Origin of the sequence: Streptomyces sp. NPDC056296 (assembly GCF_042268605.1) — a bacterium.
Taxonomy (GTDB): domain Bacteria; phylum Actinomycetota; class Actinomycetes; order Streptomycetales; family Streptomycetaceae; genus Streptomyces.
Genome location: NZ_JBHJRX010000074.1, coordinates 20,479 through 31,554, shown reverse-complemented (window position 1 = coordinate 31,554; position 11,076 = coordinate 20,479). Strand labels below are relative to the sequence as shown.

At 72.5% G+C, this 11,076-nt stretch carries 11 protein-coding genes; 5 read left to right on the top strand and 6 right to left on the bottom strand.

The features are described from left to right. Positions 1–99: 99 nt before the first annotated feature. Complete coding sequence (locus tag ACFCZF_RS36340; RefSeq protein WP_376675270.1) at positions 100–2,010, bottom strand: NAD-binding protein; 1,911 nt, start codon at positions 2,008–2,010, stop codon at positions 100–102. Positions 2,011–2,287: 277 nt separating this feature from the next. Here ACFCZF_RS36340 and ACFCZF_RS36335 point away from each other — a divergent pair, with 277 nt between their 5' ends. Beyond that, entirely contained in the window at positions 2,288–2,797 is a 510-nt protein-coding gene (locus ACFCZF_RS36335; RefSeq protein WP_376675267.1) for a hypothetical protein, read from the top strand. A gap of 55 nt (positions 2,798–2,852) precedes the next feature. Next, positions 2,853–4,406 carry a flotillin family protein gene (locus tag ACFCZF_RS36330; RefSeq protein WP_376675266.1) on the top strand — a complete coding sequence of 518 codons (1,554 nt, stop codon included), beginning with the start codon at positions 2,853–2,855 and terminating at the stop codon, positions 4,404–4,406. 30 nt (positions 4,407–4,436) lie between these two features. On the opposite strand, the gene ACFCZF_RS36325 is transcribed toward ACFCZF_RS36330, so the two are convergent. From ACFCZF_RS36325 to ACFCZF_RS36310, 4 genes are all read right to left on the bottom strand, one after another. Beyond that, positions 4,437–5,480: a PucR family transcriptional regulator gene (locus tag ACFCZF_RS36325; RefSeq protein WP_376675269.1), complete on the bottom strand. Its 1,044-nt coding sequence runs from the start codon at positions 5,478–5,480 to the stop codon at positions 4,437–4,439. A 230-nt stretch (positions 5,481–5,710) separates the two neighbouring features. Continuing rightward, positions 5,711–6,013, bottom strand: coding sequence for a zinc-ribbon domain-containing protein (locus ACFCZF_RS36320; RefSeq protein WP_375909520.1), 303 nt, complete (start codon positions 6,011–6,013; stop codon positions 5,711–5,713). Between the two features lie 110 nt (positions 6,014–6,123). Further along, positions 6,124–6,348: a helix-turn-helix domain-containing protein gene (locus ACFCZF_RS36315; RefSeq protein ID WP_376675265.1), complete on the bottom strand. Its 225-nt coding sequence runs from the start codon at positions 6,346–6,348 to the stop codon at positions 6,124–6,126. After that, positions 6,348–6,845, bottom strand: a complete 498-nt coding sequence (locus ACFCZF_RS36310; protein WP_375909522.1) for a DUF2975 domain-containing protein — start codon at positions 6,843–6,845, stop codon at positions 6,348–6,350. Before ACFCZF_RS36310 ends, ACFCZF_RS36315 begins: the two co-directional genes overlap by 1 nt. A gap of 142 nt (positions 6,846–6,987) precedes the next feature. Here ACFCZF_RS36310 and ACFCZF_RS36305 point away from each other — a divergent pair, with 142 nt between their 5' ends. The 3 genes from ACFCZF_RS36305 to ACFCZF_RS36295 all read left to right on the top strand — a co-directional run bounded on the left by ACFCZF_RS36305 (position 6,988) and on the right by ACFCZF_RS36295 (position 10,394). Further along, positions 6,988–8,112 (top strand): amidinotransferase, encoded by a 1,125-nt coding sequence (locus ACFCZF_RS36305; protein ID WP_375909524.1) that lies wholly within the window; start codon positions 6,988–6,990, stop codon positions 8,110–8,112. A 401-nt stretch (positions 8,113–8,513) separates the two neighbouring features. Next, complete coding sequence (locus tag ACFCZF_RS36300; protein ID WP_376675264.1) at positions 8,514–8,804, top strand: DUF3040 domain-containing protein; 291 nt, start codon at positions 8,514–8,516, stop codon at positions 8,802–8,804. Between the two features lie 45 nt (positions 8,805–8,849). Next, the gene (locus ACFCZF_RS36295; protein WP_376675263.1) at positions 8,850–10,394 is read left to right on the top strand and encodes a potassium/proton antiporter; all 1,545 of its coding nucleotides are present in this window, start codon (positions 8,850–8,852) and stop codon (positions 10,392–10,394) included. Between the two features lies 1 nt (position 10,395). Here the strand turns inward: ACFCZF_RS36295 and ACFCZF_RS36290 are convergent, their stop codons facing one another. Next, positions 10,396–10,899: a DUF4396 domain-containing protein gene (locus ACFCZF_RS36290; protein ID WP_376675262.1), complete on the bottom strand. Its 504-nt coding sequence runs from the start codon at positions 10,897–10,899 to the stop codon at positions 10,396–10,398. Positions 10,900–11,076 lie beyond the last annotated feature (177 nt).

The window sequence follows — 11,076 nt, the reverse complement described above, 5'->3', positions numbered from 1 at the left end:
GGTGTGTGGGGCGGGGGGGGGGGGGGGGGGGGGGGGGGGGGGGGGGGGGCGGGGGGTCCCCCCCCCCCTTGGTGGGGTTGTGGGGGGGGCCCCCCCCCCCTACAACCCCGAACCCTGCCTCGCCCGCCGCCCCAGCAACTCGGCCAACCCCCGCCGCGTGGCCGCCAGCACCACCCGGTCCTCGCTCCGCAGGACATACGTGTCGGGCAGCTCCCACACCAACCTGGACTCCCGAGCCGCCCCCTCACCGTCGCCGCCCGCGTCCACGGACCGTTCCCCGTCGGGGGCCTCCCCGTCGGAGACCTCCAGCGCCAGCACCCGCCACGCCCCCGCCCGGAACGCCTCGCCGACCGTCTTCCCCTCCAGCTGCGGATGCCCGGCCACCTTCACCGCCGCGAACAGCAGCACCCGCCGCTCGACGGGGATCGCCCCCAGGATCTGGCGGCCCATCATCGCCCCGGCGAACGCGGGCGCGGACAGGTGGGTCACACTGCGGCTCCGGGTGAGCGAGCCCGGGTGCGCGGCGCGCAGGGTGCGGTACACGGCGGTCGCGAAGTCGTCGTCGTACAGGCGCAGCACCACCCGCAGGCGGGACCGTACGGAGCGGGCGTAGAGCGCGGCCTCCAGGTTGGTGGTGTCCACGCTGGTCAGGGCGAGCAGGGAGTGCGCGCGGTGGATCTTGGCGGCCTCCAGGACGCCCTCCTGGGTGACGTCCCCGAGGACCACCGGCACCCGCAGCCGCCGTGCGGTCGCCATGCCGCGCGCCTCGGGGTCGGCCTCCACGCACACCACGGGGATGTCCATCTCCCGCAGCCGGGTCAGCACACGGGTGCCGATCTTGCCGAGACCGAGCAGGACGACGTGCCCGCCGAGTCCGCGAGGCGGCTTCCGTACCGTGGAGGCGTTGCGGAAGGTCCCGAGGGCTTCGAGCACGGCGGCCAGCAGCACCGGCAGCAGCAGCAGACCGACGAAGCCGGACAGCAGTTGCAGCACCTGCCGTCCCGCGTCGTCGTTGTGCGCGGGCTCGTTGATGGCGAACAGGTCGAGCAGCGTCACGTAGGTGGCGTGCAGCGGATGGGCCCCGGTGACCACCATCAGCGCCACCGCGAGCGCGACCACGCAGGCCCCCAGCCCCGCCAGCGACCAGCGCAGCCGACGCGAGAACAGCTCGCCGAACGGGGGCACGCCGGCCCGCCCGGCGGGCAGCGGCGGACCGGCGTAGGACACCTGCTCCAGGGCGACGGTGGCGCGCCCGGTGGCCGCCTCCACCGCCGCCGCGTCGGGCAGCAGTTGCGGTCCCTGGTCGCCGCTGCCCTCCGAACCGTCGGCGCCGGCCGGGTCGTTGCTCGTCGCGGAGAGCAGCGCGAGGGTGCACAGCCCGGGGTCGGCGACCTCGCCGGGGCGGGGCGGCTGCCGTTCCACCGCGCGCAGCAGCAGCCCGTCCGTCTCGACGACCTTGCTGGTGCCGACGAGGGCGGTCGCGGCCAGCGCGGGCGCGGCAGTGTCGGCGTCGGACAGTACGGTCGTGGAGGTACCGGCGCCGTCGAGCCCCGGGTCCCGTGGGTCGCCGCCGGTCGCCAACGCGGCGCTCTGGTCGAGGAGGTCCTCGATGTGCCGGCCCAGTCGCCGGTTGTACAGGCGCAGGACCAGGCGCAGCCGGGGGTTGAGCCGACGGGCGGTCAGGGCGGCGCGGATGTTGGTCTCGTCGTCGTCGTACACGAGGGCCAGCGCGGCCGCCCGGTCCACACCGGCCTCCGCCAGCACGTCCTCGGTCGGCTCGACGGCCTCCAGTTCGCGGCCGGCGCCGTTCGGTTCGCCGTTGCCCGTGCGGTTGACGGCCGCGTTGACCATGTCCAGCAGCGCGGCCGAGGCGGCACGGGCCCGCCCGACGACCGGCTGACGCACCCGGCGCCCGGAGGGCGGGACGACGAGGGTGACCTGTTCGCGGTACACGCCGCGCAGTTCGGCGGCCAGCCGGTGCGCCAGTCCGTCGTCGCCGCACACCACCATGTGCGCGTACGCGTGCCCCTGCGGAACCTGATTCGGAACGCTCCCCGTTTGAGTGCCCATTTGAGAAAGGACAGTACCGGCGGCGGGTGCGGTTCCACGTGCGTGCGAAGAGGCGGAGTAGGGGCGTAGGAGGGGGCGAAGGAGAGACGGAGGAGAGACGGAGGGCGGCATTAAAGACGCGTAAAGATTGCCGGAACACGGCAGTGACCCGGTTCTCCTTCGCGTGTGAACATTCGTTTCACCGAAGCTCAGCGACGGGTGAGAGGGGGACGGCACGATGGCCTGGTTTCTCGGGCTGGGTATCACGGGGGTCGTGCTGCTCGCCCTGTCGCTGGTCTTCGACGGACTGCTGGAAGGCGCGTTCGGGGGAGCGCTGGACGGCGTCCTGGAGGGGTGGCTGTCGCTGCCGGTCGTCGCCGGGTTCACGGCGATGACCGGCTTCGGTGGCGCCATCGCCCTCGGAACCGGCCTGGCCGGTCCCGCGGGCGCCGCCGGGGTCGGCGCGGTCGCCGGGATGGGGGCCGGCTGGCTGACGTACCGCTTCAGCCGCGCGCTGATGCGCGATCAGACCGACGTCACACCGAGCACGGACGACCTGCTGGGCACGTCCGGCAAGGTCGTGACCGCCATTCCCGCGGACGGCTTCGGCGAGGTGCTGCTCCGGCTCGCGGGGCAGCCGCTGAAGTGCGCGGCGCGCAGCGCGGGGCCGGTGGCGCGGGGCGCCGAGGTGTGGGTCGAGGCGGTGCCGACGGGGACGTCGGTCGTGGTGCGCCCGGTCGAGCGCTGAGCCTTCTTCTTTTCCGCTTCTCTTTCTGTTCCTTTCCTGATTCGGGGGCGTTGCCATGAGTCCTGTCGTTTTCGCGGTGCTGGGAGTCGTCGTACTCCTGGTGCTGCTCGCGCTGGTGGTGGTCAGCCGCTACAAGGTGGCCGGGCCGAGCGAGGCGTTCATCGTCACCGGGCGGCGCGGCAAGAGTTCCACCGATCCGGAGACGGGCCGGGTGTTCACCGACAACAGCGGCCAGAAGGTCGTGGTGGGCGGCGGCGTGTTCGTCGTGCCCTTCGTGCAGCAGCGCTTCACGCTCGACCTCTCCTCGCGGCACATCCCGGTCGCCGTGCGCGGCGCGGTGACGCTGCGGGGTGTGAAGGCCAACCTGGAAGGCGTCGCGATCGTCAAGGTCGGCGGCACCGAGGACGCGATCCGCGCCGCCGCGCAGCGGTTCCTGATGCAGCAGAACGGCATCGTCGGCTTCACCCAGGAGGTGCTGTCGGGCGCGCTGCGCGCCATCGTCGGCCGGATGTCCGTGGAGGACGTCATCCGGGACCGGGCCGCGTTCGCCGGGCAGGTCGCCGAGGAGGCCGAGGCGAGCCTGTCCGGGCAGGGCCTGGTGCTTGACGCCTTCCAGATCCAGGACATCACCACCGAGGGCTCCTACCTGGAGGACCTCGGCCGTCCCGAGGCGGCCCGTGCCGCGCAGGAGGCCGACATCGCCGAGGCCGTGGCCCGGCGGGCCGCCGAGCAGGCGCGGCTGAAGGCCGAGGAGGAGATCGCGGTCGCACAGCGGACTCTGTACCTCAAGCAGGCCGAGATCAAGGCCGAGACCGACCAGGCGTCGGCCCGCGCCAACGCCGCGGGGCCCCTCGCGCAGGCGGCCCGGGAGCAGGACATCCTCGCCGAGCAGGAGAAGGTCGCCGAGCGGCAGGCCGCGCTGAAGGACCGCCAGCTCGACACCGAGGTGCGCAAGCCCGCCGACGCCCAGCGGTACGCGGCCGAGCAGGAGTCGGAGGCCCGCCGGGTGGCGCGGGTGAAGCAGGCGGAGGCCGAGCGGTCGGCCGAGATCGCCGCCGCCCAGGCCGAGGCCGAGCGGGCCCGGCTCACCGGTGAGGGCGAGAAGCAGCGGCGTGGCGCGCTGGCCGAGGCGCAGGCCATCGAGGGCCTCAAGCAGGGCGAGGCGGAGCGTTCCCGGCGTGCGGCGATCGCCGAGGCCGTCCGGCTGGAGGGCGAGGCCGAGGCCGCCGCGATCGGCGCCAAGGGCTCGGCCGAGGCCGAGGCGATGCGGCAGAAGGCCGACGCGTTCGAGCAGTACGGCGACGCCGCCGTGCTCCAGATGCTGGTCGAGGTGCTGCCGCAGGTGGTGGCCAAGGCGGCCGAGCCGCTCGCGGCCGTGGACAAGATGACGGTCATCTCGACGGACGGTGCGAGCCGGCTGTCGCGCACCGTCGCCGACAACGTGGCGCAGGGCATGGAACTGCTGGGCTCCACCACGGGCGTCGATCTGCCCGCGCTGCTGAAGAACATCACCGGGCAGGACGCGAAGACGGCGGACCGGCCGGGCGGGTCGGAGCAGCCGGACGAGCCGGACCCGCAGCGCAACGGCAAGGTGGAGATCACGGGCTGACGGCCGCCCGACCGGCCGGGGCCGGCCCGCTCAGATCTCCTGGGCGGGCCAGCTCAGCAGCCGGGCACCGATGACCGCGGTCTGCAGGGTGTAACGGTGCACCGGGTCGGCGGGGTTGGCCCCGGTCAGCTGGTGGATGCGGTCCAGCCGGTAGGTGAGGGCCCGCACACTGAGCGCGAGGCGCCGGGCGGCCTCGGCCGCGGTGCAGCCGGCGTCGAAGTACACCTCCAGGGTCCGCAGCAACGGCTCGGCACCGCCGCGAGCCCCGCGCAGCGGGCCCAGCACGCTCAGCACGAGGTCGGCCATGGCCTGCCGGTCGCGGGTGAGTACCGGGTAGACGAGCAGGTCGGCGGCGCGCAGCACGGGTTCGTCGAGTTCCAGCCGGTCGGCGAGTTCGAGGGTGCTCAGCGCCTCCTCGTAGCTGTGCACCACGCCGCCCGCGCCGGTCTGGGGGCGCCCGATGGCCACCCGGCTGCCGTCCGTGGCCGCGTACGCCTGCTTGGCGAAGAAGGCGAGGACGTCGTCCTGGTCGCCGGGCGCGATGCAGATCAACTGCCCGTTCTTGGTGGTGATCAGGATGCGCCGGTCGCCGAAGCGGGAGATGAGCGCCGTCTCCACGAGCCGGGTGACCGGTGCGGTGTCGTCGTACGCCTCGGGCCCCTCGGCCACCGCGACGGCGTGGGCGTGGGAGAGGACCAGGCCGAACCGCTCGGCCCGTTCGGCGAGCCGGCCCAGGTCGCTGCGCCCGTAGAGCAGGTCGTCGATGAACTCCCGCCGCGCGGCCTCCTCCTGCCGTACGGCGAGACGCTGGGCGCGTTCGTATCCCTCGGCGAAGGCGTCGACGGCCTGGGCGACGGCGGCGAGCACGGTGTCCGTGACGCCCGAGCCGGAGACCGGCGTGCCGCCGGGCCAGGAGACGCGCGTGGCGTCCAGGTGCAGTCGTACGAGACTGCGCAGACTGTGCCCCGCCTCCGCGGCCTGCTCACCGAGGAGCCGCCGGTCCTCCAGCTCGTCGCGCGTCAGCCTGCGCCCCGTGCCGGCCACCCCGATCAGGATCTCGGCGTACCCGGTCAGATACGTCTCGGACTGATCCGTCCGCTGATCCGTCCGCTGTTCCGTTCGCTGTTCCGTTCGCTGATCCGTCTGCCGGCCCGACCGCTGGTCCGTCACCCCGCGCCTCCCCTGCCGTTCACGCCCGGTGCGCGGTGTCCGGCAACGTGAGGGTAGTCAAGGCTGCCGGAAACCGGCAACGTGAAGGGGCGGCCGTCACGAGAGACGAGACGTTCGTGTCCTGGCGCCGAGCGTTACGGCCGCTGGTAAGGCTGCTGCTGCGGCTGCCCGTACGCCTGCCCGCCGGGGCCGCCCTGGCCGCTCGCGGCCTGCGTCTGGAGCTGCTCTGCCTGCTCCTTCGTCACCTGCTGCTCGGCGCCGCAGAAGGTGCACTGCGTCAGGTACTTCGTGGAGAACGGGAACAGCGGCACGAAGAACAGCGTGAACTTCGAGACGCGCTTCCTGAGCGTGTGCGCGGAGGGGTTGCCGCACTGGCCGCACACCAGTGTCAGTATCGCGAGCTGGTAGAGGTATCCCTTGGTGCCGAAGATGATCACGGGGCGGTCCTTCCGGGTCGGTGCCCGCGGGCGCGCAGGGCACGCAGATCTTCTCCCAGATTGCGCCCGGATGGGCCCCGGAAGCCAGCCGCGGCCGACGGCGGCCGGCGTCACCCGTCCGCGTCCGCGCCCCCGGCCTCCCAGCGCAGCAGGTCTCCCGGCTGGCACTCGAGTACGTCGCAGAGCGCGGCGAGCGTCGTGAAGCGTACCGCCTTGGCTCGGCCGTTCTTGAGCACGGCCAGGTTGGCGGGGGTGATCCCGACGCGCTCCGCGAGGTCGCCCACGGACATCTTGCGCTTCGCCAGCATCACGTCGATGTCGACGACGATCGGCATCAGATCACCTCTGCCAGCTCGGCCCGCATCCGCGCCGCCTCGATGTCGCGCGCGACGGCCTGGGCGAGCAGCATCCGCAGTACGAGCACGACCAGCGCGACGCCCAGGACCGCGACCACGACCCCGCCCAGGATGAGGACGACGCCGGGCGCGACGGCCTCGCCCGGGGCCAGGACGACCGCGAGCGCGAAGACCAGGAGCGCGGCCGCGACGAAGGCGCCGATCACGACATGGACGTACCGGAAGGCACCGAGGGAGAACACGGTGCCCCGCCGCACCATCGTCACCAGCCGCCAGACGCAGACGAGCACGGTCTGGGCCGCCGCGGCACCCAGGACGACGATCAGGAAGACCGGCGTGCGTACGGACGCCAGGGCGGCGTCGGGATCAGCCGATCCGGCCACCAGCAGCCAGACCAGCACGCCCTGAATGAACACCGAACCGGCGAGCAGCATCACCAGCACGCCTCGCAACGCGAGGACTGTCAGCTGTCCCATCGCCCCTCCTTCAATCGAACCACGATGGAAATCTATCGAAAAACGATAGCCCAGGCAAGGTCCGGCCCGGAAGGGCGGGTTCGTCCGCCCGGTTCGGGGCACCCCGTAAGCACGGAGAGCCAGCGATCGGGAGCGGTCAGTCATGGCGGTGGCGCAGGAACCCGGAATCGCGGAGGCGGCGGAACCCGCCGCTTCGCCGGTCAGTTCCCACAACGAGTGGGACCCGTTGGAGGAGGTCGTCGTCGGCCGGCTGGAAGGCGCGACGATTCCCTCCGACCACCCGGTCGTGACCTGCAACGTGCCACCGTGGGCGGCCCGCTTCCAGGGGCTCGCCGCCGGCTTCCGGTATCCGCGCGTCCTGGTCGAACGGGCGCAGAGGGAGCTCGACGGGTTCGTCGCCCTGCTCCAGTCCCTCGGTGTCACGGTCACGCGTCCGGACGCGGTCGACCACCGGCAGCGCTTCAGCACCCCCGACTGGTCGTCACGCGGTTTCTGCAACACCTGCCCGCGCGACTGCCTGCTCGTGATCGGCGACGAGATCATCGAGACCCCGATGGCCTGGCCGTGCCGCTACTTCGAGACCCACTCCTACCGCCCGATCCTCAAGGACTACTTCCGGCGCGGCGCGCGCTGGACGGCCGCCCCGAAGCCCCAGCTCACCGACGAGCTCTTCGAGCCGGACTTCCGCGTCCCCGCGGCGGGCGAGCCGATGCGCCACATCCTCACCGAGTTCGAGCCGGTCTTCGACGCGGCGGACTTCGTGCGCGCGGGACGCGACCTCTTCGTCACCCGCAGCAACGTCACCAACCGCATGGGCATCGAGTGGCTGCGCCGCCACCTCGGCCCCGGCTACCGCATCCACGAGATCGAGAGCCGCTGCCGCATGCCCATGCACATCGACACGACGTTCGTCCCCCTCGCGCCCGGCAGGGCACTGGTCAACCCGGAGTACGTCGACGTCGACCGCCTCCCGGACGTCCTGCGCTCGTGGGACATCCTGACCGCGCCCGAGCCCGACCCGATCGACGACCGCATGCTCAAGATCACCTCGATGTGCGGCAAGTGGCTCAGCATGAACGTCCTCGTCATCGACGACAAGCGGGTCATCGCGGAACGGCACCACACCGGCATGCTGCGCGCGCTGGAGAGCTGGGGCTTCGAGCCGATCCCGTGCGACCTGCTGCACTACGCGCCGTTCGGCGGCTCGTTCCACTGCGCGACCCTCGACGTACGGCGCCGCGGCACGCTCGAGTCGTACGCCGACTGACGAGTCGTACGCCGACTGACGCGTCGTACGCCGGCTGACGCGTCGTACGCCGGCTGACGCGTCGTACGCCGGCTGACGCGTCGTACGGCGACTGACGCGTCATACGCCGGCTGACGCGTCGTACGCCGACCGACGGGGCGTGGCCCCCACCGCGCGGCACTACACGTCGTATGCGGTCGCTTTTGGGTTCCGTACCGGATGGTGCCCGCGGCCCGCGGAAAGCGAGGCTGTAGCCGATCCAACCTTTCCCGGACAGAGTTCGGGGTTGGTCGGCCACGTATGCGCGGCTGCGCCACTTCGCCCTGGTGTGATCGTGACGTTCCCACCTCGCAAGGAGAGCAGATGGCCCGCCCGACCGATCGCGTCGCCTGTCCAGGGCCCCGCGCCGGGAGGAGGACACCATGCCCGGATCCGACGACCAGCGGCTCAGTGAGATCGAGTTCCGCCTGCACCGCGACGACCCCCGGTTCGCCCACGCCCTCGACGCCGGCCGTCCCTGCCCACCGCGCGAGTACCGGTACCTCCGGGCCTGGCTGCTGCTCGCCGCCGCCCTGGTGTTGCTGGTCTCCGGGGTCGTCCTGGCCCACGGGCTGCTCATCGCCACCGGCCTGGTCCTCGCCGGCATGGCCGGGGAACTCTTCGACCCGCACCGGCCCGCGCGCGGTGGCCGGTGCCCTCCGCGCCGGTCCTGACCCCGGCGGCCGCCGACCGGTCCCGGACGGCTCGGGGCCCGGTCGATGACGCTGCCCGAGCTGTACCTGACCCTGCTGATCGGCGGCACGGTGCTGCTGGCCAGTATCGCCGCCGCCCGCGCCGCCCACCGGGTCGGCCTGCCCAGCCTGTTGCTGTTCCTCGCGGTCGGCGTCGTCGCCGGAGAGGACGGGCTGGGCCTGGAGTTCGACGACGCGCAGCTGGCCCAGGCACTGGGCACCGCCGCCCTGGCCGTCATCCTCGTCGACGGCGGCCTGACCACGCGGTGGAGCGACGTCAGGCGCCTGCTCGCCCCCGCCGGCGTGCTCGCCACCGCCGGTGTGGCCGTCTCCGTCGCGGTGACCGCCGCCGGCGCGCACTGGCTGCTGGGCATGGAGTGGCACCTGGCTCTGCTGCTCGGTGCGATCGTCTCCTCCACCGACGCCGCCGCGGTCTTCGCCGTACTGCGCTCACTGCCGCTGCCGCAGAAGGTGACGGGCCTGGTGGAGGCGGAATCCGGCTTCAACGACGCCCCCACCATCATCCTGGTCCTGATCTTCTCCACCACCACCGCCGGCGACCTGCCCGGCCCCGCCCCGGTCGTGGGCAACCTGCTCTACCAACTCGTCGTCGGCGGCACCCTCGGCGTGCTGATCGGCCGCCTGGGCGCCGCCGCGCTCCGGCACATCGCGCTCCCCGCGACCGGTCTGTACCCGCTCGCCACGGTCGGCTTCGGCATCGTCGCCTTCGCCGCGGCCGGAGCGGTGAACGCCAGCGGCATCATCGCCGCCTACCTGTCCGGCCTGGTCCTCGGCAACGCCGAGCTGCCCCACCGCGCCGCCACCCGCTCCTTCGCCGAAGGCGCCGGCTGGCTGGCCCAGATCGGCCTGTTCGTCATGCTCGGCCTGCTCGTCGACCCCAGCGAACTGCCCTCCGCGATCCTCCCGGCCCTCACCGTCGGCCTGGTCCTGCTGCTGGCCGCCCGTCCCGTCTCCGTGGTCCTGTGCCTGCTGCCCTTCCGCGTTCCCTGGCGCGAGCAGGCGTTCATCTCCTGGGCGGGCCTGCGCGGCGCGGTCCCCATCGTGCTCGCCACGTTCCCCATCGTCGCCGGGGTCGCCGGTGCCCGCGACGTGCTGAACATCGTCTTCGTCCTCGTCGTCCTCTTCACCCTCGTGCAGGGCCCCACCCTGCCCGCCGTCGCCCGGCTCCTGCGGCTGACCCGCTCCGACGCGCTGCGCGAGATCCAGGTCGAGACCGCCCCCCTCGACGTCCTGGACGCCGACCTGCTCACCGTGGCCATTCCGCGGGGCTCCCGCCTGCACGGCGTCGCCGTCTTCGAACTGCGCCTGCCGCCCCCGACCGTCCTCACCCTGATCGTGCGCGACGGCGTCACCGTCGTCCCCGACCGCGACACCGTGCTGCGCGCCGGCGACGAACTTCTGCTCATCACCACCCCCCACACCCGGGAGGTCACGGAACGCCGCCTGCGCGCCATCGGCCGCCGCGGCAAGCTCGCCCGCTGGCTCGGCGAACACGGCGCCCCGGAACCGGAACCCGGCACATCGGCACGGACCACGGCAGGTCAGTGGTAGGTCAGTGGTAGGCGTGGACCACGGCGTGGCCCTTGCCGCGGCCGATCATCCACTTGTTGACCGGCGTGGTGATCACGAACGCCACGGCGAAGCCGCCGAGCAGCGCCGCCCAGAACAGCCCGTCGGACAGGTGCGCGTCCATGGCTCCCGGCGTCAGCGCGATGATGCCGTTGTCGACCAGTTCCATCACCGCGATGGACACGGTGTCGGCGGCCAGCGCGACCTTGATCGCGCCCTTCAGGGAAACCCCGGCGCGCACCACCGCGAAGAGGGTGAAGGAGTAGCCGAAGACGAAGGCCAGGCTGATCGCGAGGACCATCGTCTGCACGTTGCCCCACATCAGGGCGGTGCCGATGACCATGCCGAGGATCTCACCGATGGCGCACCCGGTGAGGCAGTGCAGCGTCGCCTTCATCGCCGTCGCCCAGGTCGTGCCCTGGCCGTGGCCGCCGTCGTGGGCGGTGTGGTCGTGTGCGGTACCGGAGTGGTGCGTGCTGTGGTCCATGGGTCTGAGAATATACCCCCTAGGGGTATATAGGAAGGGTGGTGGTCGGCGGACAGGGGGTGGTCGGTGGGCGGGCCGGAGTGGGGGGGGGGGCGGCGACACCCCCCCCCCCCCCAAGCGGTCCGGTCAGTCCTCGAAGAGAAAAAAAAGCCTCTTTTTCCCCCCCCCACTCTTTTG